Source organism: Hymenobacter humi (genome assembly GCF_042665855.1).
Classification (GTDB): Bacteria; Bacteroidota; Bacteroidia; order Cytophagales; family Hymenobacteraceae; genus Hymenobacter; species Hymenobacter humi.
Map to the genome: position 1 here is coordinate 35890 of NZ_JBHTEK010000001.1, position 24557 is coordinate 60446.

The 24557-nt window shown below is 61.0% G+C and carries 26 protein-coding genes and 5 pseudogenes; 19 read left to right on the forward strand and 12 right to left on the reverse strand.

Going from position 1 to position 24557, the window contains the following annotated elements; all coding sequences use genetic code 11:
* Positions 1-85 precede the first annotated feature (85 nt).
* Positions 86-595 (forward strand): NADH-quinone oxidoreductase subunit J family protein, encoded by a 510-nt coding sequence (locus ACFQT0_RS00240; RefSeq protein ID WP_380199404.1) that lies wholly within the window; start codon positions 86-88, stop codon positions 593-595.
* A 97-nt stretch (positions 596-692) separates the two neighbouring features.
* Here the strand turns inward: ACFQT0_RS00240 and ACFQT0_RS00245 are convergent, their stop codons facing one another.
* Together ACFQT0_RS00245 and aspS are read right to left on the reverse strand one after the other, a co-directional pair.
* On the reverse strand, positions 693-875 hold the full coding sequence (locus ACFQT0_RS00245; RefSeq protein ID WP_380199406.1) for a hypothetical protein: 183 nt from the start codon (positions 873-875) through the stop codon (positions 693-695).
* A gap of 225 nt (positions 876-1100) precedes the next feature.
* Positions 1101-2863 (reverse strand): annotated as a pseudogene (gene aspS, locus ACFQT0_RS00250) (aspartate--tRNA ligase).
* 231 nt (positions 2864-3094) lie between these two features.
* Here aspS and ACFQT0_RS00255 point away from each other — a divergent pair.
* The 9 genes and pseudogenes from ACFQT0_RS00255 (at position 3095) to ACFQT0_RS00295 (ending at position 9703) form a co-directional block, all read left to right on the forward strand.
* The gene (locus tag ACFQT0_RS00255; protein ID WP_380199408.1) at positions 3095-3535 is read left to right on the forward strand and encodes a T9SS type A sorting domain-containing protein; all 441 of its coding nucleotides are present in this window, start codon (positions 3095-3097) and stop codon (positions 3533-3535) included.
* A 103-nt stretch (positions 3536-3638) separates the two neighbouring features.
* A complete protein-coding gene (locus tag ACFQT0_RS00260; protein ID WP_380199410.1) occupies positions 3639-3761 on the forward strand; it encodes a hypothetical protein in 123 nt (40 codons plus the stop codon).
* A complete protein-coding gene (locus ACFQT0_RS00265) occupies positions 3758-4162 on the forward strand; it encodes a hypothetical protein (protein ID WP_380199412.1) in 405 nt (134 codons plus the stop codon). The genes ACFQT0_RS00260 and ACFQT0_RS00265 overlap by 4 nt, the downstream gene beginning before the upstream one ends.
* A gap of 138 nt (positions 4163-4300) precedes the next feature.
* A pseudogene (locus ACFQT0_RS00270) lies at positions 4301-4732 on the forward strand (nucleoside deaminase).
* 105 nt (positions 4733-4837) lie between these two features.
* A complete protein-coding gene (locus tag ACFQT0_RS00275) occupies positions 4838-5452 on the forward strand; it encodes a superoxide dismutase (protein ID WP_380199414.1) in 615 nt (204 codons plus the stop codon).
* A gap of 316 nt (positions 5453-5768) precedes the next feature.
* Complete coding sequence (locus tag ACFQT0_RS00280; RefSeq protein WP_380199416.1) at positions 5769-6212, forward strand: oxidoreductase; 444 nt, start codon at positions 5769-5771, stop codon at positions 6210-6212.
* Complete coding sequence (locus tag ACFQT0_RS00285; RefSeq protein ID WP_380199418.1) at positions 6110-6787, forward strand: oxidoreductase; 678 nt, start codon at positions 6110-6112, stop codon at positions 6785-6787. Before ACFQT0_RS00280 ends, ACFQT0_RS00285 begins: the two co-directional genes overlap by 103 nt.
* A gap of 262 nt (positions 6788-7049) precedes the next feature.
* Positions 7050-8333, forward strand: a complete 1284-nt coding sequence (locus tag ACFQT0_RS00290; protein WP_380199420.1) for a nucleoside permease — start codon at positions 7050-7052, stop codon at positions 8331-8333.
* Positions 8334-8974: 641 nt separating this feature from the next.
* A complete protein-coding gene (locus ACFQT0_RS00295; protein WP_380199422.1) occupies positions 8975-9703 on the forward strand; it encodes an AAA family ATPase in 729 nt (242 codons plus the stop codon).
* A gap of 123 nt (positions 9704-9826) precedes the next feature.
* Here the strand turns inward: ACFQT0_RS00295 and ACFQT0_RS00300 are convergent.
* The 3 genes and pseudogenes from ACFQT0_RS00300 to ACFQT0_RS00310 form a co-directional block, all read right to left on the reverse strand.
* A pseudogene (locus tag ACFQT0_RS00300) lies at positions 9827-10236 on the reverse strand (nucleoside-diphosphate kinase).
* 81 nt (positions 10237-10317) lie between these two features.
* The gene (locus ACFQT0_RS00305; protein WP_380199424.1) at positions 10318-11130 is read right to left on the reverse strand and encodes a hypothetical protein; all 813 of its coding nucleotides are present in this window, start codon (positions 11128-11130) and stop codon (positions 10318-10320) included.
* Positions 11131-11202: 72 nt separating this feature from the next.
* Positions 11203-12216 (reverse strand): hypothetical protein, encoded by a 1014-nt coding sequence (locus ACFQT0_RS00310; RefSeq protein ID WP_380199426.1) that lies wholly within the window; start codon positions 12214-12216, stop codon positions 11203-11205.
* Positions 12217-12565: 349 nt separating this feature from the next.
* On the opposite strand from ACFQT0_RS00310, the gene ACFQT0_RS00315 reads away from it, so the two are divergent.
* The 7 genes from ACFQT0_RS00315 (at position 12566) to ACFQT0_RS00345 (ending at position 16922) form a co-directional block, all read left to right on the forward strand.
* Positions 12566-13612, forward strand: a complete 1047-nt coding sequence (locus ACFQT0_RS00315) for a DHH family phosphoesterase (RefSeq protein WP_380199428.1) — start codon at positions 12566-12568, stop codon at positions 13610-13612.
* A 387-nt stretch (positions 13613-13999) separates the two neighbouring features.
* On the forward strand, positions 14000-14509 hold the full coding sequence (locus ACFQT0_RS00320) for an FKBP-type peptidyl-prolyl cis-trans isomerase (RefSeq protein ID WP_380206142.1): 510 nt from the start codon (positions 14000-14002) through the stop codon (positions 14507-14509).
* A gap of 26 nt (positions 14510-14535) precedes the next feature.
* A complete protein-coding gene (locus tag ACFQT0_RS00325) occupies positions 14536-14694 on the forward strand; it encodes an FKBP-type peptidyl-prolyl cis-trans isomerase (protein WP_380205874.1) in 159 nt (52 codons plus the stop codon).
* A gap of 87 nt (positions 14695-14781) precedes the next feature.
* Positions 14782-15378 (forward strand): FKBP-type peptidyl-prolyl cis-trans isomerase, encoded by a 597-nt coding sequence (locus tag ACFQT0_RS00330; RefSeq protein ID WP_380199430.1) that lies wholly within the window; start codon positions 14782-14784, stop codon positions 15376-15378.
* A gap of 16 nt (positions 15379-15394) precedes the next feature.
* Positions 15395-15898, forward strand: coding sequence for an FKBP-type peptidyl-prolyl cis-trans isomerase (locus ACFQT0_RS00335; protein WP_380199432.1), 504 nt, complete (start codon positions 15395-15397; stop codon positions 15896-15898).
* Between the two features lie 101 nt (positions 15899-15999).
* Positions 16000-16764, forward strand: coding sequence for a hypothetical protein (locus ACFQT0_RS00340; protein WP_380199434.1), 765 nt, complete (start codon positions 16000-16002; stop codon positions 16762-16764).
* Positions 16680-16922, forward strand: a complete 243-nt coding sequence (locus ACFQT0_RS00345) for an FKBP-type peptidyl-prolyl cis-trans isomerase (protein WP_380199436.1) — start codon at positions 16680-16682, stop codon at positions 16920-16922. The genes ACFQT0_RS00340 and ACFQT0_RS00345 overlap by 85 nt, the downstream gene beginning before the upstream one ends.
* A gap of 40 nt (positions 16923-16962) precedes the next feature.
* On the opposite strand, the gene recO is transcribed toward ACFQT0_RS00345, so the two are convergent.
* The 6 genes and pseudogenes from recO to ACFQT0_RS00375 all read right to left on the reverse strand — a co-directional run bounded on the left by recO (position 16963) and on the right by ACFQT0_RS00375 (position 21333).
* A complete protein-coding gene (recO, locus tag ACFQT0_RS00350; RefSeq protein ID WP_380205875.1) occupies positions 16963-17508 on the reverse strand; it encodes a DNA repair protein RecO in 546 nt (181 codons plus the stop codon).
* Positions 17509-17572: 64 nt separating this feature from the next.
* Positions 17573-17686 (reverse strand): annotated as a pseudogene (locus ACFQT0_RS00355) (recombination protein O N-terminal domain-containing protein); the annotation flags it as partial.
* Positions 17687-17779: 93 nt separating this feature from the next.
* Positions 17780-18469, reverse strand: a complete 690-nt coding sequence (gene porZ, locus ACFQT0_RS00360; protein ID WP_380199438.1) for a type IX secretion system anionic LPS delivery protein PorZ — start codon at positions 18467-18469, stop codon at positions 17780-17782.
* The gene (locus ACFQT0_RS00365; RefSeq protein ID WP_380199440.1) at positions 18447-20150 is read right to left on the reverse strand and encodes a PorZ beta-propeller-like domain-containing protein; all 1704 of its coding nucleotides are present in this window, start codon (positions 20148-20150) and stop codon (positions 18447-18449) included. The genes porZ and ACFQT0_RS00365 overlap by 23 nt, the downstream gene beginning before the upstream one ends.
* 65 nt (positions 20151-20215) lie before the next feature.
* Positions 20216-20841, reverse strand: a pseudogene (locus tag ACFQT0_RS00370) (thymidine kinase).
* 171 nt (positions 20842-21012) lie between these two features.
* Positions 21013-21333 (reverse strand): 2Fe-2S iron-sulfur cluster-binding protein, encoded by a 321-nt coding sequence (locus ACFQT0_RS00375; protein WP_380199442.1) that lies wholly within the window; start codon positions 21331-21333, stop codon positions 21013-21015.
* 37 nt (positions 21334-21370) lie between these two features.
* Here ACFQT0_RS00375 and ACFQT0_RS00380 point away from each other — a divergent pair, with 37 nt between their 5' ends.
* Together ACFQT0_RS00380 and ACFQT0_RS00385 are read left to right on the forward strand one after the other, a co-directional pair.
* Positions 21371-22591 carry a hypothetical protein gene (locus tag ACFQT0_RS00380; protein ID WP_380199444.1) on the forward strand — a complete coding sequence of 407 codons (1221 nt, stop codon included), beginning with the start codon at positions 21371-21373 and terminating at the stop codon, positions 22589-22591.
* Positions 22592-22657: 66 nt separating this feature from the next.
* Positions 22658-23644, forward strand: coding sequence for a hypothetical protein (locus tag ACFQT0_RS00385; RefSeq protein ID WP_380199446.1), 987 nt, complete (start codon positions 22658-22660; stop codon positions 23642-23644).
* A gap of 245 nt (positions 23645-23889) precedes the next feature.
* On the opposite strand, the gene ACFQT0_RS00390 is transcribed toward ACFQT0_RS00385, so the two are convergent.
* Positions 23890-24312 (reverse strand): hypothetical protein, encoded by a 423-nt coding sequence (locus ACFQT0_RS00390; RefSeq protein ID WP_380199447.1) that lies wholly within the window; start codon positions 24310-24312, stop codon positions 23890-23892.
* Positions 24313-24557 lie beyond the last annotated feature (245 nt).

Consider the following 24557-nt stretch of genomic DNA (forward strand, 5'->3'; position numbering starts at 1 on the left):
TTGTAGCGTGGACTCTGAGAGTCCGCGTTTTGCAGTAATTCCTTCACACCGTCCAAAACGCGGACTCTCAGAGTCCACGCTACCTATGTCCCCTCTCTTCCTCTTCCTCTCGTTCGTGGCCTTGCTGAGTGCGCTGGGCGTGGTACTGGCCAAAAACCCGGTCCACAGCGTACTCTTCCTCATCCTCACGTTCTTCACACTTTCCGGCCACTATCTGCTGCTGAACGCGCAGTTCCTGGCCGCCGTGAACATCATCGTGTATGCTGGTGCCATCATGGTGCTGTTTCTGTTCGTGATTATGTTCCTGAACCTGAATGAGGAAACCGAGCCCCACAAGCCGGCCCTGGCCAAGGTTGCGGCCGCCATAGCTGGCGGCTCTCTGCTGCTGATACTGGTGGCCGCTATGCGCGACATCGCTCCGGCTGGCTACGACCCCGCTAGCTTCGATTCGCAGATTGGTATGGTCGACCGGTTGGGCTTGGTGTTGTTTCAGCAATACGCGTTGCCGTTTGAGCTTGCCTCGATATTGCTGCTGGCAGCCATGGTGGGCTCGGTGATGCTGGGTAAACGTGAGACCGGCGAGCGGAACTTCTAAGTTTTGATATCCCGCAAACAAAAGAGCCGCTTCCTTATGGGAGCGGCTCTTTTGTTTGCAGCAAATGGCTAGAATGCTTTAAGTAGCCAATGGCTCTTTAATTGTAAATACGAACGATGGGACGGGCTACCTGCACCATGGCGTGCGAGGCCACCGATACGGAGCGGTAAGTAGGCACGCGCATCTTCGATACGGGCGACGACACAAGTTGCAGGCGAATAAGCGAAGTGCTCAAACCCATAAACAGAACCAAGGCGGCGAAGGCGTAGAATTTAGACACGAGCAGACAGCGTTTAAGAGGATAACTGCTCAAACTTACTGGGCGGGTCTGCCTTCGGATTTACCACCTCGCTGAAGGATTCGGGTTACTCGGTGAACGGTCTCTTTTTAACCGGCCAAATATTCAGATTATATAATAAATGAATACCAGCACTACTTAATTGGGCATAAAAAAGCGGCGACTGAAGTATCAGCCGCCGCTTTTTGTTTCTACTGTTTCTAAATACTACTTCGCCACCACCGCCGTGGCTATGCTCAACTCCTTCAACTGAGCGCCCGAAATCGGCGAGGGAGAATCAATCATCACGTCGCGGCCGGAATTGTTCTTTGGGAAAGCGATGAAGTCGCGGATGGAATCGGCGCCGCCGAAGAGGCTGCAGAGGCGGTCGAAGCCGAAGGCGATACCGCCGTGGGGCGGGGCACCGTACTCGAAGGCGTCGAGCAGGAAGCCGAACTGGGCTTGGGCTTCTTCGGGGTGAAGCCGAGCAGGCCGAACATGCGGGCCTGCACGGCGCGGTCGTGAATGCGGATGGAGCCACCGCCCACTTCCACGCCGTTAATCACGAGGTCGTAGGCATTGGCGCGGACCTGGCCGATGGTTTCGGGCGAGTCGAGCAGGGCCACATCTTCGGGCTTGGGCGAGGTGAAGGGGTGATGCATGGCGAAGTAGCGGTTTTCCTCTTCGCTGTATTCGAGCAGGGGAAAATCGACCACCCACAGCGGTGAGAAATCGTCTTTGTCGCGCAGGCCGAGGCGCTGGCCCATCTCCAGGCGCAGCTCGCTGAGGGCTTTGCGGGCTTTATTGGGCTCGCCGGCGATGATGAGCAGCAGGTCGCCTTCGTTGGCATGGAAGGCTGCTTTCCAGCGCTGCAGCTCTTCCTGCGAGTAGAACTTATCAACCGATGATTTCACCTCGCCGCCGGCATCGACGCGGGCGTAGATGAGGCCCGTTGCGCCAATCTGGGGGCGCTTTACGAAATCCGTCAGCTCGTCAAGCTGCTTGCGGGTGAATTGGGCACAGGTGGCGGCGTTGATGCCCACAACCAGCCCGGCGTTGTCGAATACGGGAAAGCCCTGGCCTTTTACAATGTCGGTTAGCTCAACGAACTCCATGGCGAAGCGCGTGTCGGGCTTGTCGTTGCCGAAGCGGCGCATGGCGTCGGCGTAGGTCATGCGGGGCACGGTGGGGAAGTCGAGGCCCTTGATTTCCTTGAACAGGTAGCGGGTGAGGCCTTCGAAGGTGTTCAGGATGTCTTCCTGGGTCACGAAGGCCATTTCGCAGTCAATCTGCGTGAACTCGGGCTGGCGGTCGGCGCGCAGGTCTTCGTCGCGGAAGCACTTAACAATCTGAAAGTAGCGGTCGAAACCCGATACCATGAGCAGCTGCTTGAACGTCTGCGGCGACTGCGGCAGGGCGTAGAACTCGCCGGGGTTCATGCGGGAAGGCACCACGAAGTCGCGGGCGCCTTCGGGCGTGGACTTGATGAGCACCGGCGTTTCGACTTCGATGAAGTGCTGGCCGTCGAGGTAGCGGCGCACGGCTTGGGCCATTTTGTGGCGTAGCATCAGGTTGTTGCGCACGGGCGTGCGGCGCAGGTCGAGGTAGCGGTACTTCATCCGCAGGTCGTCGCCGCCGTCGGTTTCGTCTTCGATGAGGAAGGGCGGGAGTTTGGCGGCATTTAGAATCTCGAGCTTTTCGGGACGAATCTCGATGGCGCCGGTGGGCATTTTGTCGTTCTTGGAATGGCGCTCTACCACCTTTCCGGTCACGCTCAGCACAAACTCGCGGCCGAGCGTGCGGGCGGTTTCGCGCACTTCATTGGCTTCCACGCCTTCTTCCAGGGCTATTTGGGTGAGGCCGTACCGGTCGCGCAGGTCAATCCAGAGGATGGCGCCTTTGTCGCGGGTGCGCTGCACCCAGCCGCAAAGCGTGACGGTTTGACCAATGTGTTCGGGGCGGAGTTCGCCGCAGGTGTGGGTACGGAGCATTTTTCAGTTAACAGTTAGCAGTGAACAATTAACAACTACCAGGCTGCGCTTTCCAGGGTTCACCAGTTGTTTATCCACCGGTTGCCCTGTTAACGGTTCACTGCTAACTATTAACTGAATCTGCCGCGAAGTTAGCCACTGGGCTCGCGGGTCGAAACTCAAACTTTGGTACGGAGTATGCAAAGGCCGACGGCAAGTGCGTTCCTTTGTCTTCTCAATCCTTCAATTGTCATGAAATTCCTTCCCTCCTTCGCACTCGCGGCCGCTCTCTTGTTTGCCGGCACCGCTCAGGCGCAAACCAAAATCAAAACCAAAAGCAAGGCCGACGAGTCGGGCACGGTCGTTAAGTCCAAGGGCTCGGCCGGGGCCGTGACGCTCGAGGGGCCCATCAAGCGCATCGAAACCCTGTCGGGCATCGACGTGTACCCCAAGCCCAACTCCACCAGTATCCTGCTCAGCTTTACGCAGCAGTTTACCAAACCCGGCACACTGGTGATGACCGACTACAAAAACCGCGTTATCTACCAAACCGAGCTGGACCCGGTCAACAACACCGGCGCGCCCGTGGACCTGGGCAAGATTCCGGCCGGCACCTACCTGGTAGAAGCCAAAACCGGCAACTACGTGTACTGGAAGAAGGTGCGGATTAAGTACCCCGCCGCGCGGCGCTAAGCGCTGCTTCCTATTCCCGGCAGTGCCACGGCCCCTAAGCCGTGGCACTACTTTTATCCCCGCATCGTTGCTGCTTACTATGAAGGTTTTCTCGTTTTTACTGTTGATTCTCGGCCTAACCGCCTTTGCCCCCAAGCCCAAGCTTACCAATGTGAAGTTGGGCTCGGGCCTGACGGTGGGCGTACCGGCCGGCTTTGCCCCCTGCCCGACGACGGCATTGCCGTGAAGTACCCCTCGCCGCGCAAGCCGCTGGCCGTGTACTCCAACCCCAGCGGGCGCGTGGACTACAGCGTGGCCGTGCGCCCCACCACCTTCGAAAGCATGGACTATGGCGTTTTGATTAAGATTTACAAATCCAGCATCCAGCGCCTGTATACCAAGGTTGATTTTATTAAGGAAGATATCCGCACCGTAAATGGGCGCGATTTCATCTATTTCGAATTCGTGTCGACCGTATCGGATGCGCGGCGCACCGCCCGCCTGGCGCCCATCAAGCGCTACCAGGCCGTGCAGTACGCCATTCAGGGCCAGCAGCTGTACGTATTCACCTTTGTGGCCCCGGCCGAAGAGCAGACTCAATGGCAGTCCACGGCTCAGGCCGTGATGAATGCCATCACCCTGAAGTAAGGCAGCCGGCACAGGCGAATTTCTTTCCTGGCTTGACTTTTCTTTAGCCCAATAAAGAAGCCCCGGCGCTGCGCAGCGCCGGGGCTTCTTTTATTGGGCTAATTTTGTCGGACCCGCATCGCCCGGGCTCTAATTACCATGACCGACGACTATTTCATGCTCCAAGCCCTGGCCGAAGCCGAAAAAGCGCTGTCCGCCGAGGAGATTCCCATCGGCGCCGTGGTGGTATTTGAGAAGCAGATAATAGGCCGGGGCTACAACCAGACCGAGCAGCCTGCGCGACGTAACGGCCCACGCCGAGATGCTGGCCCTGACGGCCGCCGCCAACCACCTGGGTAATAAATACCTGGCCGACTGCACGCTCTACGTCACCATTGAGCCGTGCGTGATGTGCGCCGGGGCCAGCTACTGGGCTCACTCAAGGCCGTGGTGTTCGGGGCCGAGGAGCCCAAAGTGGGGTTTCGGCGGCACGGGCAGCTGCTGCACCCGCGCACGCAATTGCGCGGCGGGGTGCAGGCCGCCGAATGCGCCGCGTTGATGCAAGAATTCTTTAGTTTAAAACGTAAATAAATCTACTTTTGAACTTGGGCTGAAAATGGTCGTAACTAGGTAGCTAGTTGGGCTGTTTTTGCCCGGATAGTTTTTCACATCCCGACCACCCAAAACACTTCAATTATGGCCTTCGAACTCCCCAAACTCCCCTACGCCTACGACGCGCTGGAACCCACCATCGACGCGCAAACGATGGAAATCCACCACACGAAGCACCACCAGGCCTACGTGACCAACCTGAACGCGGCCATTGCGGGCACCGAGATGGAAAACCAGTCGCTCGAGGAAATCATGCACAACATTGCCAAGGCCCCGGTGGCCGTGCGCAACAACGGCGGCGGCCACTGGAACCACTCCCTGTTCTGGACCATCATGTCGCCCAACGGCGGCGGACAGCCCACCGGCGCCGTGGCCGAGGCCATCAACAGCACCTTTGGCAGCTACGACAAGTTCAAGGAGGAATTCACCAAAGCTGCCACCACGCGTTTCGGCTCGGGCTGGGCGTGGCTGTGCAAACAGCCCGACGGCTCGGTGCAAATCTGCTCAACCCCCAACCAGGACAACCCGCTGATGCCCGACGCGGGCTGCAAAGGCATTCCAGTGCTCGGCCTCGACGTGTGGGAGCACGCCTACTACCTCAAGTACCAGAACCGCCGGCCCGACTACATCGCCGGCTTCTACAACCTCATCAACTGGGACGAGGTGAACCGCCGCTTCGCCGAAGCCACGCCCATGTAAACCGGCCGCTTGCTGGTTTCACCGGTGAATTGCCCTGAGAAGGCCCGCTCCACTTTGTGGGGCGGGCTTTTTCTGCCTGATGCTCAGCCTAATGCCCAGCTCAATACAACCATTTGTCAAACAATTCGTGTACGTACCTGGTTTATTACCGCGTTTCATTCATTCGCCGCCGCGCCCACGCACCGCGGCTTATCCTATCCTATGTCGAACAAAGCATTTGAGCCCGCCAAATTGGGTTCCCTGACCCTTACCAACCACATCGTAATGGCCCCCATGACGCGCAGCCGCGCCCTGGGCAACGTGCCCAACGAGCCTGATGGCGGAGTACTACCGCCAGCGCGCCACGGCCGGCCTCATCATCACAGAGGGTACTTCCCCGGCCGCCAACGGCTTGGGCTACGCCCGCATCCCGGGCCTGTTCAACCAGGAGCAGGTAACCAACTGGCAGCGCGTCACCGAAACGGTGCACCACCACGGCGGCCACATTTTTGTGCAGCTGATGCACGCCGGCCGCATTTTCCATCCGCACAACCTGCCCGAAGGGGCCGAAGGCGTAGCCCCCTCGGCCATTGCTGCCGCCGGCGACATGTGGACCGACCAGGAGCAGATGCAGCCCCAGCCCGCCCCCGCGCCATCCGCACCGAGGAGTTGGCCCAGGTGCGCGACGAATTCGTCCACAGCGCCAAGCTCGCCATTGAAGCCGGTTTCGACGGCGTGGAGCTGCACGGTGCCAACGGCTACCTGCTGGAGCAATTCCTGAACCCCAACAGCAACCAGCGCACCGACGAGTACGGCGGCAGCGTAAAAAACCGCGCCCGCTTCGTGCTCGAAGTAACCAAGGCCGTGGCCGACGCCATTGGCGCCGAGCGCACCGGCATCCGCCTCTCGCCCTGGGGCATGGCCAGCGACATGGCGCACTACCCCGAAATCGACGAGACCTACGCCTACTTGGCCGAGGAGCTCCAGAAAATCGGCGTGGTGTACCTGCACTTGGTCGACCACGAAAGCATGGGCGCCCCGGCCGTGCCCGCCCAGACGGTGGCCACCATCCGGGAGAAATTCACCAACACGCTCATTCTGAGCGGCGGCTACACCACGCTGGAAGCCATCGACGAGGCCCTGGAGAGTGGCCGCGCCGACCTCGTGGCCGTGGGCCGTCCCTTCATCGCCAACCCCGACTTTGTGGAGCGCCTCAAGAGTGGCGCCCCGCTGGCCGAAGCCGACCAGGCGACCTTCTACGCACCCGGCCCCAACGGCTTTGCCGACGGCTACACCGATTACCCGATGGCCGATGGCCAGCCGGCCGGTACGTTCTCGCCCAGCTATCAGGCATAGGCAGCCCCCGCTTCCGTTAACAACAAAAAGCCCCGGCCTTCATTGGCCGGGGCTTTTTTACTGCCCAAGAAATGTCGTTGAGCTAAATATGCAGGCCCGAGTTCCGGCACCAGGCATTAATTATCAGGCAAGGCCCTGAGCTAACCTTTGTTAAGGCCCAGCGGGCAAAACCACCGCAGTAACCGCGCTGCTTTGCCACTTGTGGCGGGAAGCCGTGTATCTTTATCGGCTAAATCCCACCTTCCTTTTATCCCGCCTCCGCATGAATACTAAGTTGCGCCTCATTGTATTGAGTTTCTTACAATTCTTTATCTGGGGCTCGTGGTTGATAACAATTGGCGCTTATTGGTTTCAAACCAAGCAGTGGTCGGGGGCGCAGTTTGGCGCCATCTTCTCGACCATGGGCATTGCGTCCATTTTCATGCCCTCGCTTATGGGCATTGTGGCTGATAAATACGTGAACGCGGAGAAGCTGTACGGCATCCTGCACATTCTGGGCGGCCTTACGCTACTCACCATTCCGATGGTCGACAACCCGACCACGATGTTCTGGGTGATGCTGCTGAACATGATTTTTTACATGCCGACGCTGTCACTCTCCATCGCCGTGTCGTTTTCGGTGCTGAAAACCCAGGGGCTGGACGTGGTGAAGGACTACCCGCCCATTCGCGTGTGGGGCACCATCGGCTTCATTGTGGCGATGTGGACGGTGAGCTTGCTGGGCTTCGAAAAATCGGCCAGCCAATTCTACGTGGCGGCCGGCGCGGCTTTCGTGCTGGGCCTCTATTCCTTCACGCTGCCCAAGTGCCCGCCGCAGTCCACCAATACTTCCAGCCAGGGCCTGATGGAAATCCTGGGCCTCAAGTCGTTTGCGATTTTGCGCGACCGTAAGATGCTCACCTTCTTTTTGTTTGCGCTGTTGCTGGGGGCCGCTCTGCAGCTCACCAACGCTTACGGCGACACCTTCCTGCACGATTTCGACAAGACTCCGGCTTACCAGGATACCCTCACGGTGAAGTACCCGGCCATCATCATGTCCATCTCGCAGATTTCCGAGACGCTGTTCATCTTGGCCATTCCCTTCTTCCTGCGGCGCTTCGGCATCAAACAGGTGATGCTGTTCAGCATGATAGCCTGGGTGCTGCGCTTCGGCCTGTTTGCTTACGGCAACCCCGGCGAGGGCCTGTGGATGATTATTCTCTCGTGCATCGTGTACGGCATGGCGTTCGATTTCTTCAACATTTCCGGCTCGCTGTTCGTCGAAACCCAGACACAGCCCAGCATCCGGGCCAGCGCGCAGGGCTTGTTTATGATGATGACCAACGGCTTTGGGGCCGTGCTGGGCAGTTCGGTAAGCGGTATCGTCATCCAGGAGTTCTTCACCGATGCCAGCGGTGCCAAAGACTGGCCCAGCATCTGGCTCTCCTTCGCTGCTTACTCTCTGGCAATTGCCGTGCTGTTCGTCATCTTCTTCAAGCACAAGCACAGCGCCCAGCCAACCGCAGAAGCGCACCCCGAGGGCCTTCTCACGGTAGAGCAAGTATAGCCAGGCGCCGTTGGGCTGGATTTGACATTCTTCGTTATTTCACCAAAAAAGCCTCGCAATTGCGAGGCTTTTTTGGTGAAATAACGTCCGGTTCCATGCTTGCGCTTAACAAGGCGTTATCGGCCCGCTCCACCCCTGAGCCGGGCATATTGGGCCAAATCCCTTCTATAAACCTGTGATTTTCGGGGCACTATCCCCACATTTATTGGCTGACCAGCGGGGTTGCTTTCCAACCTGATAAATGTATTTTTGGGAATGAAAGTCAACGGCAAGAAAACAGCATTGCCTCCGGTTGCCACTCCCGACCTCTCGCAATCTTTCGATAGAGACACTTATTTCCAGCCCGTCTCCTGGTTTTACTCGGCGTTTGGAGTGTTGCCGCGCCGTGAAATCTACCAGCTAGCCAGCGCCGAAGCCCGCCAGACCATCCTGGATGCGCTAGCCAAGACGTATGACCTGGAGCAGGCCACCGTGGCCCACGCGGTGTACCTGGACAAGAAAGACAAAGCGCCCGACATCAGTCACTACGCCCTGTGCCTCGCGCCGCACCTGCTGCTGTGGTTCTACGAGCGCGGCACCTACGGCGACCGCGCCGGCCAGCTGTTCTTTTCCCCGCAGACCGACCCCACCCGCTGGCGCTGGTGCAGGAGCTCTTGGCGGCCCAACTCGATACCGGCAAGCTGGAGCACGACCGCATCCAAGTGTTGCGGCTGGCTTTTGGTGAGCTGGAGTTTTCGCCGCTGCCCATCAAGATTCCGGCGCTGGACCTCTCCAGCCACTACAACGACGACCTGCTGCCCGCCCACGAGGCCATTCTCCGGCGCCTGCAGCAGCCCGACGAGAAAGGCATCATCATCCTGCACGGCCCGCCCGGCACCGGCAAAACCAGCTACATCCGCCACCTCTGCGGCCTCACCGACAAACCCAAGCTGTTTATTCCGCCCAACCTGGCCACCCGCATTGCCGACCCGGAATTCATCAACCTGCTCCACGACAACACGAACTCCATCCTGCTCATCGAGGACGCCGAGGAGCTCCTGGCCAAGCGCGACGGCCACGGCGGCAACGCCGTGAGCAACCTGCTCAACCTCTCCGACGGCTTGCTCTCCGACGGCTTCCACATCCAGATTATCTGCACCTTCAACGCCGACCTGGCCCGCATCGACAAAGCCCTGCTGCGCAAGGGGCGCCTGATTGCCTCCTACCGGTTCGAAGCGCTGGCTCAGGAAAAGGCCCAGGCCCTGGCCACCATCCTGGGCCAAACCGAGCCGGTAACCGAGCCTACTTCCCTGGCCGACCTCTACAACCGCGAGAAAACCGACTTCATCAGCGAGCTGAAAACACCCGGTCGCATCGGTTTCAGCCGGTAAACTAAGCTCAACAATACAAAATTGGTACAAAAACAGTCAGCTTTTGGCACAAACAAAAAGCCCGCCCTGCGCAATGCAGGGCGGGCTTTTTGTTGACTTTTTGTTGAGCTAAGCGCTTGGCGATTACTTCGCGCCGAAGAAGAAGTCGGCCTCAATCTGGGCGTTTTCGTCGGAGTCGGAGCCGTGCACGGCGTTCGCTTCGATGCTCTTGGCGTACTTCTTCCGGATGGTGCCTTCGGCCGCCTGCGCGGGGTTGGTAGCGCCGATGAGGGTACGAAAATCGGCTACGGCGTTGTCTTTCTCAAGTACAGCGGCTACGATGGGGCCGCTCGACATGTACTTCACCAGGTCGTTGTAGAAAGGACGCTCGGCGTGCACCGCGTAGAACTGACCGGCGCGCTCGGCCGTCAGGGTCAATTTTTGAGCTCCACGATGCGGAACCCGCCTTCTTCCATCATGTTCAGGATACCACCGATGTGGTTTTCCTGGACGGCGTCGGGCTTAATCATCGTGAATGTGCGGTTGGTGGCCATGGGCAGGGTAATTCGAATAAAAATGAAGAATTGAAAGAGCAAAAGTACCAAATCCCGGGCCGGCGCCCAACCCAACGGTCGTCAACTGCGCGGTGTTGCTGGTAAAACACTCATTTCCATAGCGTCAAAGACCACGCTACCCGTGCCCTTTTTTATCAGGTACACCTTCAGGATATCCGTGGCAGCGCGCCGGGCGGGCAAGGTCAGCGCAGCGCCCACGGGCTCCCATTCGCCCGGACGTGTAGGCCGGCAGTCAACTCTTTCCTGCCAGTAAGAGGCCCCGCCGGGGCCGGCTTCCAGGCAAACTGACAGGTAGGCGCCGGTGTCGGGGCCGGCCTGGTACCGGGCGGCCAGCAGCAGCTGTTCGCCAGGGCTGATGCCGACGGCCTGCGCGGAATAGCTGCAGATAAGGCGCTGTGCACAACCGTTGGGGAGGCGTGCATCATCGGGTTGAGCCAAAGCAGGCGGGCCTGCGGTTACGTGCGCCGAAGCAGCTCGCCAGGCAGGGGCAGATTGGGCTGCAGAATCGGGGTAGACGGTCCATCGGGCTGCCAACGGAGACTTGCGAAGCTGCCACAAGGTTAAGCGGCCGTTGTTGGCAAGCGGGCGTAAGTAGGCAGCAATGCCGGGAAAAACATCCACTACCTCCGCAGCATAGGTAGCATTTTGCGTGATGACGTAGCTGGCCGGCAGCCGCATGGCCCGGCGCAGGTTTTCAGCGGATAAGTCCTCCGGCGACTTTCTGTTTTTCAACATCGTCCAGCCGCGCCGTTGGGCCAGCAGCAGGGGCAGGTTGTAAGAGTAGGCGTCGAGTACCAACACGGTAGCGGTACGGGGTACGCCGAGCGAGTCGAGCCATTGCGCACTTCGCTCAAAATTTTCGCGCGTGAGCACGCTCTTGTCGGTTGGCGGAGGAGAAATCCGGCGCAGCCTGCTCGGCTCGGGCTTGCCAGGCGGCCAGGGCGCCTACCAGGAGCACGGCCATGGCCAGCGCCAGCCGTAGCGGCTTGAGCACGCCAGCCGCAGCACGGCGAGGCTGCCCCCAAAGCCGAGCACGAGAGGCAGAAAGAAGGTATCGAGCAAATAGTAATCGTGGATGGCGTATTGCTGCCCCATCAGGCCGTAATAAGCCAGGCCCCCGGCAACCAACGCCAGCCAGTGGCCAGCCCAACTGCTCTGCAGCAGCGCGCGGCGTTGCTGCACCGCCATGGTCCCGGCCGCGGCGCAGAACAGCAGCCATTGGGGCTTGCTCAGCAAACTCCAGAGCCAATACTCGCGCACCGTTTTGGTCACCTCCATGGCCTGGGCCCACGATGAAAAAGCCCGCGGCCGGGCCAGGAACATGGAGCCGTGGTAGGCGTGGCTCAAGTATTCATTATACAGAAAGTCAGCCCCTAATACCAGGAAAGCCGCCCCGTACAGTAGCCCAACGGCTCGCCATCCTACTTCAGCCGCTGTGCGGCGCGGCCTAAGCACCGCTAAGTGGCCCAGGGTGCAGAGCAGCGGCAGCACAAACGGGGTGCGCATGGCCGCGGCCAGGGTGAGCCAAGCCACTGCCGCTGCCAGGTGGCGGCGCGTTGTCGGAGGCGCGTTAGCTTCCGCTAAGGTTCGGTAAAACCAGTAGTACCCCACCAAAGCGGCAGCGAAGCCCGGAACCGAAGGCAGGAAGTTCGCTTGATAGAACACATAAATTGGGCTGCAGAAGGCGAAAAGCGCCGCTACCGCCCCTTTGAAGGCAGAGCCGCTGGCCCGGCGCACCAGTCCAAACAAAGCCAGGAGGCCACCCAGGCTGAAGGCAAGCGTCACGGCGCGCATGAGGCCGGGCGCGTCGCGGCCGACAAGGCCCATGAGCAGCGCGGCCACGTACGCGGGCACCGGAAAGCCCGCGCCGGTAATGCCGTTGTCGGTAAGCAGATTAAAAGTTGCCGGATGAAAAAATCGTAGCCGCGGGCCCGAAAGTTTATCGCGATGGCCAGCCAATCGGCCTGGGCCCAGGCATGATTAAACGACGGATACAGCCGGATGGAATCGTGGTAGAACCAGGCGCTCAGCCCCAGCAATACTGCCAGCAGCGCCCAGCAGGCCCCTCCCCCGTCTTTTATTCGAGCGGCCCCAAAGAAAATAGTGCGCATTACAAGTAGTGGACGAAATGGCAATATGGAGGATAAACCCGCCTTTTCACTCGCTTGGCATGCTCGCCCGTTCGTTGGATTTGGGAGAACCTTCCGGGGGGCTGGCTGTTAAGAAAAGATTTCTTCCGACTTTTGCCGCCCCATTTATTCGTAAGCCACCGGCCCTCAGTTATTTTTTGGGGCCATTCACGTTGTCGATGTCAACTCCTATTTCCGCCCTGCAGGCCTTGCTCGCGCAGCCCAAGCAGGTTGTTATTACCACCCACCACAAGCCCGACGCCGACGCGCTGGGCTCGTCGCTGGCCTGGGCAGGCTACTTAAAGCAGAAAGGCCACCACGTGACGGTGGTGACCCCTTCCGACTATCCGGCATTTCTCGAATGGATGGAGGGCAACGACGAAGTGGTGGTGTACGACCGCCGCCAGAACGACCGCCAGGTGCGCGACCTGGTGAGCCGCGCCGAAGTCATTTGCTGCCTCGATTTTAGCTGCCTGGGCCGCATCAACGAGTTGGGCGAGTACGTGCGCCAGTCCTCGGCCACCAAGGTCCTCATCGACCACCACCAGGAGCCCGAAGACTTCGCCGACATTGTTTTTTCGGTGCCCACCGCGGCAGCTACGGCCGAGCTGATTTTTGAAATCATCCGCGACCTGGGCGACCAGCACCTCATCACCAAGGGCATCGGCGAGGCGCTGTACGCGGGCATCATGACCGATACGGGCTCGTTCCGGCACCCCAGCACCTCGCGCAACGTGCACCTCATCATCGCGGAGCTGCTCAAGGTCAACATCGACCTTTCGTCGGTGCACCGCCGCATCTACGACTCGCACTCCGAAATCCGCCTCCGCTTCCTGGGCTTTGTATTGAAAGATAAGCTCGTGGTCAACCGCGAGTTCAACACCGCCTACATCGCCATCACGCAGGACGAGCTACGCCAGTACGAAAGCAAAACCGGCGACACCGAGGGCCTGGTCAACTACGCGCTGAGCATCGAGGGCATCGTGTTTGCCGCCGTGTTTATCGACCGGGGCGTGGCCGTAAAAATTTCCTTCCGCTCGGTGGGCAAGTTTTCGGTGAGCGACTTTTCGCGCCGGCATTTCGACGGTGGTGGGCACCACAACGCCGCTGGCGGCATTAGTTACGCCTCGCTCGATGCAACGGTAAAGCGCTTCCTGAGCATCCTTCCCGAGTACAAGGAGCAGCTTACGGGCGTGCCCGCGGCCGTAGCGCCGCCAGTGGCGTAACTTTGAATCGTTTCTGACTTCTCACTTCTTTTTTATTCATGCGTTTTTCCTCCCGCTCTGCGCGGCAGTTGGCCCTGGGGGCCAGCTTGCTGGGCGTCGCTTCTCTCACGGCCTGCAACAAAGACGGCGGTGACTATGCCAAAACCAAGTCTGGCATCGAGTACAAGATTTTCAAGAAAGTCGGCAACAGCTACGAGCGCCGCGAAATCAGCCCCGAGGGCGACCCGACCTACAAGGACCGGGTGGGCAAGTTCCTGCTAGGCAACATGCAGTACCGCACCGGCAAGGACTCGGTGTTGCAGAACACCCGCCGCGACGTGGGCCTGCCCGTGCCCCTGCCCCTGCTCGAGCCTGAAGCAGAAAGGCGCCCCCGACGAGGCCCTCTCGATGCTGCAGCCCGGCGACAGCGGCGTGTTCCGCTTCCAGGTCGACTCGCTCATCAAGCCCAAGTCGGGCCAGCCGGTGCCCCCATTCTTGCGCAAAGGCGGCAACGTGGTGCTGATGTACGTGGCCACCACGCCCAAGCTCATCACCCAGGAAGAAGCCCAGGCCATGCAGCCCGAGCTGCAGAAGCGCGCCATGGCCGCCCAGATGAAGCAGCGCATGGCCTCGCCCGAGTACGCCAAGCAGATGAAAGAGCAGGCCGACGCCCAGGCCAAAGCCCTGGCTGCGCCCGAGGTAGTGGCCCAGCTCAAGAAGGACGACGCGGTGCTGCAGGACTACATCAAGAAAAACAACCTGACCGTGCAGAAGACGCCCTCGGGCATTTACTACCAGGTTTTGAAGCCCGGCACCGGCGCCAAGCCCCAGCCCGGCCAGACCGTGAGCGTGAACTACAACGGCACGCTGCTCAGCGGCAAGCTGTTCGACTCGTCGGAAAAACCGGCAAGCCGATAGATTTCCCCATTGGCCAGGGCGCGGTAATTCCGGGCTGGGACCAGGGCATTGCTTTGCTCAACAAGGGCAGCAAAGCCATTCTGCTCATTCCTTCGTCGCTGGCTTACGGCACGCGCGGCGCGGGCGCCGACATTCCGGCCAATGCGCCTCTGCGCTTCGAAGTAGAATTGGTTGATATCCAATAGTCTTCTATCATTTCTGATTCCGACCAACGGGCGGCGCGGCATAGTTGCCTGGGCCTCCGTTGGTCGGAATATTTTTACCCCTTTGCCATGAAAAACCTCTTGCTACGTTCGCGGATTTTGCTGCTCGCGGCAGGTCTGCTGTTAGCCGCTCCGGCCTTGTGGAGCTGCAACACCGAAACGACCTACCAGAAGACGCTGCGTGAACACGAAGAGCAGATGAAGCGCATCGACGAGGACACGATTGTCAATTATTTAAAGGATAATGGGCTGCTGAATAGCGCTGTGCGCACCAACTCGGGCTTGTACCTAGTGCCCATCACGCAGGGCCAGGGTACGCCGGTCACGGCGGGCAAGCAGGTGAGCGTAAAGTACATAGGCCGCTTCCTGAGCAACGGCGCCCACCCCGAGTCGTCGGGTTATCCGAAGTCAGCCGGCGACCCCCGCTATCCGGCCGGCAGCATCTTCGACAACTCGGCCGATAACCGCTCGGCGTGCGGCTGCGCGGTCTTCACCGGGGGCAGCGGCGCCATCGCCGGCTTCAACGAAGGTCTGCTGCTCATGCGCAAGGGCGACCGCAAGCTGCTGCTCATCCCTTCCAAGCTGGCTTATGGCCCCACCGGCAACTCGGGAATCCCCGCCGATGCGGCGCTGGTTTTCGACGTAGAAATTCTGGACGTTTATTAAGTTTTCAGCGATGAGCGTGGCTACCAGCCTAGGACGCGCAATTACTGGCCTGTGCCTGCTGGCCGCTACGGCCGCCAATGCTCAGTCGGGCACCAAGCCCGCCGTACCTTCTACGCCCAGCGCTCCCGTTACCGGTTTCGACACCACGGCGCACCCTGCTTCGCAAATCACGCGCAGTGGGGTGCGCTTCGTGTTTCAGGAGCGCGGCACGGGCACTCAGCCCAAGACCGGGAGCCGGGTGGCGGTGCGCTATACCGGTTTCCTGCCCGATGGGCACATCTTCGATGCCACGGTGACTTCGGGCGGGCCGCTCCGCTTCCGCGTGGGCCGGCGAGAGGTCATTGCCGGCTGGGATGAGCTCTTGCTGCTGGTGCCGGCAGGCTCCCGGGTGCGCGCCTGGATTCCGGCCGAGTTGGCCTACGGCGCCGCGGGCGTGCGCGACCCCGACGACGACACCCGCTACCTGATTCCTCCCAATGCGGCCCTCGTGTTTGATTTGGAGGTTGTGAGCGTGCGCTAAGCCGCGCGTTGCCGGCTACGGAGTTTGCCCACCATACTTCCTTGCGCCCAATTCCAGCTCAATTTTAACTTCTATGCGACATCTTCTTCTCGGCGCGGCATGTGCGCTGGTTGCTTTTGCAACAAGCCAACGCGCAGACGCCGGGGGCCGACTTCGCTCGTTTGCCCACCGGCACCGAGTACCGCCTCTTTCGCAAAGACGCCACGGGCCGCTACCAGCCCCGGGCCCTGGCGCCCACCGATGCGCCCTACGCCAGCCGCGCCGGGCAGGTGCTCACCGTCTACCTGGAGTTCCGTACCGGCCGCGACTCGGTGCTGATGAAGTCGCGCCAGATGCTGCCCACGCCGCAGCCCATAGCGCTGCCCGCCCAGCCCGAACGCGGCAGCATAGAAGAAGCCCTGGGCCTGCTGCTGCCCGGCGACAGCGCCGTGTTCCGCTTCCCGGCCGATACCGTTTTTGCCAAAACCTTCCGCCAGCCCGTGCCGTCCTTCATCCGGAAAAGCGGCAATGTCATGCTGGTGCACGCCAGCGCCCGTGAGCTGCTCACCATGGCCGAAATGATGGCGCGCCAGGAAAAGATGCAAGCCGAGCTAGCCAAGCAAGCCCAACAGAAAGCCGTGGCGCAATCGGCCAAAGACGACGCCCAGATTCAGGCCTACCTGAAAAAGAACAAGCTGGTGGCCAAGAAAACGGCCGGCGGCACCTACTACATCGTGACCAAGCCCGGCAAGGGCCTGCCGCCCAAAAAGGCCAAACCGTGCGCGTGCTCTACCGCGGCACCGTGCTGGCTACGGGCAAAGAGTTCGACTCCTCCGCCAAGCACGGCAACGAGCCCATTGCCTTCCCACTGGGTACCGGCCAGGTGATACCCGGCTGGGACCAGGGCATTGCCATGCTCACCAAGGGTAGCAAAGCGGTGCTGCTCATTCCCTCGCCGCTGGCTTATGGCCCTCGCGGCGCAGGTGGCGACATTCCGCCCAACGCCGTGCTCCGCTTTGAAGTTGAGCTGGTTGATTTCAAATAATCAGCTCAACTGCTCTCAACCACGCTCATTTTCAGCTCAATTATTCCGCCAGCACCTGCGAGAGGATATCCAGCGAGCGAATGTCGCCGAGCTGCTCGACGTGCAGCTGATAGAAGCGAATAATTACGTTCAGCAGCTCATGCCGCACGCGGCCGTTGGGAATGGTGCTGGTGGCCGGGTCGCGCAGCAGCTCATCGAAGTAGATTTCGAACTCGCGCAGGCGGAGCGTGGGCGGGCCCGTGGTGCCCATGGTGGTGGGCGCGTGGCCGGCCATGATTACCTGGTCGGTGAGCTCGGCGCCGGAGCTTATCCCGAAGCCCAGGTACGTGGCCAGCTGCAGCAGAAAGACCAAGGCGAAATTCTCGGTGCCGGTCTTTTGCTGGTCGAAGGCCAGGATGGAGTCGTGCAGAAAGTTGAAGAGCGGCTCGTTCTGCTCTTCCTCGCGCACGGCCCGCCCCACTACTTCGGACAGAAACAGCACCACGCTGCTTTTCTGCACCTCGTAGGGCAGCGAGACAAACGGCTCGGCACACCGAAACTCCGACAGCCGGGTGAGCCCGCTGCTGCCCCGCGCCACGTACGCCACCAGGCTCGAGCAGCGTAAAGGGCTGAAACAAGGCAATGCGCCCCGGCGGCTTGGCCTTGCGCACGCTGTTCACCACGTAGGTCTGCACGCCCAGCCGCTCGGTGTAGATGCGGGCAATGATGCTCGATTCGCGGTATTTGAGGTAGCTGAGGACGATGCCCCGGGTCTTAATTAACATGTTAAAAGAGAATGAAGGATGAAGAATGAGGAATGAAGAATTGGCTCAACTTGGCCGGTTTCAATTCCTCATGCTTCATTCCTCATTTCAATTTTATTTGCTGAGCACCGCCACTTTGCTCACGCAGCCGTTTTTACCGTCGGCGTCGGACGATAATACGAGGTAAATGCCCGAGCGGACGCGCTGGCCCTCAGGGTTGGTCAGGTTCCAGGTAACGGTGCCGCCGTTGGCTTTGGTAGCGTACACCAGGTGCCCGGCCACGTCGGTGATTTTCACCAGTGCATTATTGGCCAGGCCGGTGATGCCCATGGTGCCCGTGAACTCCGGCCGCACGGGGTTGGGCCACACGGCGGCGCAACTGGGCTTGCCCTCGGTGATGCTGGCCGCGCCGCGGTACGTGACCACGCCGGCGTCGGTAGCCACCCAGACTTCGCCGGTTTTGTCGTTCACCTTCACGTCCACAATGCGGTTGGAGGGCAGCGGGCTGTTGGCCGTGGTGAAGTGCAGCAGTGCCTCGTCGGCATCGGGGCTGAACAGCCACAGGCCGTTGTCGGTGCCGAACCATTTGCGGTCGCCGCCGTCCACGGCCAGGGTGCGCACCGCCTCGGTGAACAAGGCCGGAAAATTCGCCCCTTCGCCGCGCGTCACATAGGGCAGGATGAACTTGGTAGTGGCATCAAACGGCCCCAGCGGGTCGTTGAACACGGCCACGCCCTTGATGGTCGCGGCCCAGATGGAGCCCCGCCGGTCTTTGGCCAGCTCATAGATTTGGTTGTCGGGCAAGCCCGAGGCCGTGGAAAAAGCGCGGGGCCTTGGGATTGACCGTAGCGGGGTCAACGGCAAAAATGCCCAACGCCGCGTTGGTGGGGTCGGTTTTGCGCGATACAGATACCCAGGCGTAGCCGTGGTCGTCGAGGGCGATGCGCTCGAGAGCCTCGAAGCCCGACACCCAGGGCAGGGTGCGCCACGTGGTGGCCACGGGGTCCAGGATGAACAGGCCCGACTTCTGCGACTGCAGGTGCCGGTTTACGACCCATACCTGGCCCTCGGCGGTGGCCGCCACGTCGGTTACTTCCACCCGGTCCTTGTTGCTCACAAACGTACCCAGCAAGGGGCTGCCCGCCGGGGTGCCTTCGCCAAACTGCCGGAATTTCCCCGGCCCTTTCCACTCCAGCAGCCCACCTCCGTAGGTGCCCACGTACAGGGTGCCGTCGGGCGCGCGGGTGCCGCGCACGGGGCTGGTGGGGTTCGGAAAGCTGGCCGCGGGCAGGGCCGTGGCGGTAATGTTGGCCCACTGCCCATTGGCAAATTCGTAGAATCCCGCCCGGCGCCCCGTTGGCAGGTACCGCTCCGAGTAGCCACCAGTGAACACATCCACCGTGTTGGTACGGGCATCGGCCAGAATACTGAAGGCCAAGCTGCTTTCGGGTCCATTGGCCACAAAAAGCTCCGGAGCCTGGCCAGTGCCGGGCCGCACCCGCTGCAGCCCAATCTGGTAGTTGGCCACGTAGTAGCTGCCGTCGCGCGAGCGCACGGCGTCCTGCGTGAAGGTGCCGGGGGTGGGCGGCACCACCTGCGTCACCACGCCCGCACGGTCCAGCCGGCGGACCCCGGAATTATCATCGATAATGAACACACCGGTGCTGGTCGCACGTAGGTTCCGGAACTGGGCACTGCCCGTACCCGACACCGCCTGCCAGGCGCCGGGATTGCCCGGAACGAACTTATACACGGCCCCGCCGCTGCCTTCCACGGCGGCGTACACCTCGCCGGCATACACCGCCAGAAAAGGGTAGATGCGCTGCCCGGGGTTGGCGCTCAGCGGCACCGGCCGATACACGGTCCAGTTGCGGTAGTCGAGCAGGTTGCTGGTCAGGGAGCCCCGCAGCAAGCCTGCCGAGGAGGCCACAAAAAGCGCCCCGTTGGCAATGGCCGCATCGTACACGGCCACCATGGTCCCGCCCGGGCCGATGTTGCTGTACGTTTCGCTGATTTCAAGCTTTGCCAGGTCCAGCAATACCAGGCCGAAGCTCGTCGACACAAAGGCCTTGCCCGCCCCTACTGACACCCGGTTGATTTCCTTAGCTCCCTGCACCGTTTTCCGAAGCACGTCGCTGAGGTTGCGCACACTGCCGTTGGGCCGCAGTATGTCGATGTTGGCATTCCGGTAAACCAGTACGGTTTGCTGGGTCACGGAATCATACGCCAGGGCGGTGACGCCGACGTCGTTCAGCCCATCGCGGCGCGAAAGCACCTGCGTGGTGTTGAGCTTTTTGTCCAGAAAGTAAAAGGAATTTTCCGTCGCAACGTATACCCGGTCGCCGGCATCGGCTAGGTGCAGCGGGCGGTTGGTGGGCAGGTGCAGCTGCCAGTCGCCGTAGCCGGCCGTGCCCTGAGCCCAAGCCGGCAAAGCCAGGAAAAGCAGCCCGGTCAAGCCCAGCAACCAACGGAAGATGTGCAACATACGCTCAGCAAAAACACAGGTTAAGGAGAAGCAAAGCTGCCTTTGCCAACGCAACGCCAGCCGCTTTAGTGCGTGGCCTCCGAGCGCACCTCCGGGGCCGGGGCTTTGGCTTGCATGCCTTCCAGAAAGCACGGCCGGCAGCGGGCCTCGTACGAATCGGTTTCGCCCAGCATGACCTGGTGTTCGCTAGCCGCGATGCGGTACGAGTACGAGGCAATTTCGCCGCAGCACACGCACACGGCGTGCACCTTGGTTACGTACTCAGCCGTGGCCAGCAAGGCCGGCATGGGGCCGAACGGCCGCCCGAGGTAGTCCATGTCGAGCCCGGCCACGATGACGCGCGTGCCGTTGTTGGCCAGCTGCCGGCACACGTCCACCAGCGAGTCATCGAAAAACTGGCCCTCGTCGATGCCCACCACGTCGGAGCCGGCCGCGAGCAGCAGGATTTCCGACGCCACGGCCACCGGCGTCGAGCGGATGCGGGCGGCGTTGTGACTCACCACGTCCTCGATGTCATAGCGCGTATCGATGGCGGGCTTGAAAATTTCGACCTGCTGCCGGGCAATGCGGGCGCGGGTGAGGCGGCGAATCAACTCTTCGGTTTTGCCCGAAAACATGGAGCCACAGACCACTTCTATCCATCCCCGGCGGGGGCGTTGTGGCGGTTGCCGACGCGGGGTTCAATAAACAAGGTACAGGCGGGATTGGGAGGGTTTAGAAACCTAAAGTTAGGAACGAACGGCGGAGCACGAAGCCCCGCCCCTGCTTCATTTTCGGGGCGGGCATGGCAAACTTATTGACCGCCTGTGGCTCTGCTATTGAGGCCGGCTGGCCAATAATTCCGGCCATCCGGCGTTAGGGTTCAGCTGTACTGCACGTGGGGCAGCTTCGTGGCATCGGGCACGCGGGCCGTAACTTCCCCGGCCGGCAGGCGGGCCTGGCACGTAAGCCGCTCATTGGCCAGCAGCCGCCCGGCGGCCCGGTAGCGCAGCTCCGCATCAGTCGGCAGGCTGAGGTTTTCCATCCCGGCACGCACCTGCAAGCGGCAGGTGGTGCAGCGGCCCTTGGCCCCGCAGGCGTGCATCCAGTCGTGCCCGGCGGCCTGGAGCGCGGCCAGCAGCGTGCTGCCGGCGGGCACGTCCACTACCGCCCCAAACAAGTTTTCAATCTTCAACAGGGCCATTTGTGCCTAACTTCGGCCACCGAAACCGGCCTTTTTCATGAACGACAAATATAGCCTCGCCAAGTGCGCGCAATACGGTCGCCGCTTGGCCGCTCGTCTATGCGACCAGCACTTCGGCTCTCAGCCCACCGCCACCCTCGATGGTCCTGCGGTGCTCAAATTCACTCCCATTCGCCAGCTCAACTTGCTGGTAGTCCGTCAGCTACTGGGCCAGTGGCAGGCCGAAACAGCCCGCTTGCGCAGCCCCTATTTCGATTTTGAAGCCGCGCCCGTGCAGGCTGCCCTTACTCAGTTCATGAACGTGTTGTCGCGTCACATCAGCCTGGGCCGGGAGGCTTTTGAGCCCTTGCTGGCTCAAGCCGCTGCCGATACGCTCGGCATGGTAGCCGACCCCGCGGGCAGCTTCCAGCGCCTGCTGCTCGGCAACGCCGAGCCCATCACCCCGGCGGGTTTGCGTGACAACCTGCGCTATCTTGACATCGACAAAGCTTTCTACCAAGGCTTTGTGGATAGCCTGCCCGCCAGCAGCGAGTTCAGCCAGGACTTTCTGGCTCACCGCTTCGAGCTCTACCTCGCGGCCAACTACAAGGCCCACCAGCCCATGCAGCGCCTGGTCACCGAGTTCAGCGCCTTGCTTCCCCTCACCACCGCCGATTTGCTGGAGGACGGTCCCGTTTCGGCCGGCGCTGCCCCGGCGGCTCCCGTGGCCGAGCCTGTTGCTACGCCCGCGCCCAAAGCTCCCGAGCCCGCGCCGGTGGTTATTCCCAAGTTTGTCGCCTATCCGGCCGGTACGGCCGCACCCGCCTCGTCTGTCGTAGCCCCGCAGCCAGCGCCTGAAGCAGCGCCAGTAGCCCCAGCTGTATCGGCCCCGGCTCCACTCGTAAGCGCGCCAGCCTCATCGGATGTGATTACGGTACCGCTGCACGAAAAGCTAAAAGCCGGCCAGCCCACCGCCGCGCCCCTGGCCGAAACTCTGCGCGCGACCGCAGCCCCGGCTCCGCTTGCCGAGCGAGCCGGGCCCAAAGTCGAAACCTTGCGCGAAGCCATTTCCATCAATCAGCGCTTCAGCTTTATCAACGAGTTGTTTGGGGGCGAAAACATGGAATACCACGCCGCCATCCAGCACCTCGACTCCCTGCCTACCGCCGACCAGGCCCGCGCCTACGTCACCGGCGACTTGTCGCAGCGCTATGACTGGAGCCGCAAGGACGAGCACGTCAACAAACTTCTGAAGCTCATTGAGCGCAAGTTTGCCTAGACCCGCATCGGGATTGCCACTGCCAGGCCCCGGCTGCGCCGCTGGCTGCTGCCGTGGCTTCTGGCAGTGGCGGCGCTGGCCAATCTGGCCTACCCGATGTATGCGCACTTCGATTTCTCGCACTCCCCCGATACCCGCAGCTACCTGCGCATGGCCGCTGGGCGTTTCGACAGTGTCCGGGTGACTCACCGCTACCGGGTGCTGGTGCCGGCCGCTGCGGCCGTAGTGGCAGCTCCGATAGCTCAAGTTTATGGCCACATATGGCCGCAACGGCCGGATGGGCGGTGGCCCCTGCGCTTCGCCTTTTACCTGGTTAACTGCCTGTTACTAGCAGCCGCAGGTGCCTGCTGGTTCAATGCGGCCCGCTTGGTGGGTTCTTCTTCTTTAGCGGCCGCCTTGGCCATGGTGGCACTGCTCACCAGTCGCTGGGCAGTCTACGCTGCCGGCCTCCCGCTTATCGACAGCTTGTATCTCTTGGTTTTTGGGCTGGGCTACTATGCCATTCGCCGCGGCCCGCAGGGCGTCTGGGCGTTGGCGCTGGCGCTGCTGCTGGGCCCGCTGGCTAAAGAGTCTTTTATATTTCTGTTGCCGTGGCTGCTTTGGTTTGGTCGTAAAACCATGGCCTGGCCCAGGCAGGTCCTGGCACTGGCCGGCGGGTCCGCAGCCCTACTCCTCGTACATACCCTGGTGGACAGTCGCATCGGGGCGGCCAGCGCCCAAGCCATTTCCAACGCGCTGGAGCATTTCGAGAACATCAACTATTCACTGCAGCGAGCCGCCTCGCTCAAAGGCTTGGGCGAATTGCTCAGCATCTTTGGCTTCTTCGTTTTGATTATTCCGGCAGCCTATTGGCTGGAAAAGCGCCACGCAAGCGATTCGTCTGCTCGTGTTTATGGCTTTGTGGGCTGGGCAGAAGTGAGCTTACTGGGAGTCGTCGCTGTGCACATGCTCCTATCGGGTGACCTGGGCCGCATGGGCTACCTGGCTGCTCCGGTTGCTTGCGCAGCTTTAGCGCTGGCTTTCACGCACTGGCGCCGCTTGCTCAACGCCTGATTCGGTCCGGGTCTTTCCACGTGTCAGCCCAACCAAAGTCAAGCCCAGCAACAGGGGCCACACCGGCATTAGAAACCGCGCCGCCCCCAATGGGCCGGTTAGCAACGCCACGTACAGCAATAACCCTATGGCTATCCATCGCCCGTAGCGCAAAGTGGGCCCGTAGTATTTGAGCTGCAAAAACCCACGCGCGGCCAATCCCAGACGCAGAACATTGGCCAGCAATACCACAGCCAATATCCCCATCATACCCAGGGGCAATTGGCCCAACGCACGCCCCAGGCCGCCCGTCCGGACTTGAGCCAAAAGCCCCCTCCCGCCGGAGGCTTGACGCCAAGAAACTGGGCAATGTCATACCGCCCCGGGTCGAGAAACAACGCGGCCATCCCCTGCAAATGCTGGCCAGCATATACCAGCGGGTGCGCCTGCAATACATCCCCGGCCCGGGCCCGAATCAATTGCTGTCGCGCGGCGAAAGTAGCTTGTGTATTGGCCTCGCGCAGCACACTCGCCACCCAGCGCTCTTCCGCCGTGGGTCCTTCCACCTGGCGCAGCACGCCGGCAGCGTTGTAATGCAGCAGATTGATTTCGGCAATGCTGGAGAAATGAAAATACCCCGTTCTAGTGCTGTTCCACCCCATGTATAGCCCCACCAGCAGCAGCGGCATTAGCCCAATAAGCATAAACTCACCGCGCCTGCTGCGCCAAGCCAGCCAGCCACTAAAGCCAGCTAACACCAACGCTAGTGGATAAAAGACAGGCTTGAGCAGCAACGCTATTATTACAGTTCCAGCTAAGCTAACGAGGTACCGTCTTTTGCGGGCCCTGAGCAAAAGCAGGCTGGCTGCTGCCATGGCCACAACCGCCATTTGCAGCATGATTTCACTCATGACTGCATTTGCATAGATGAGTT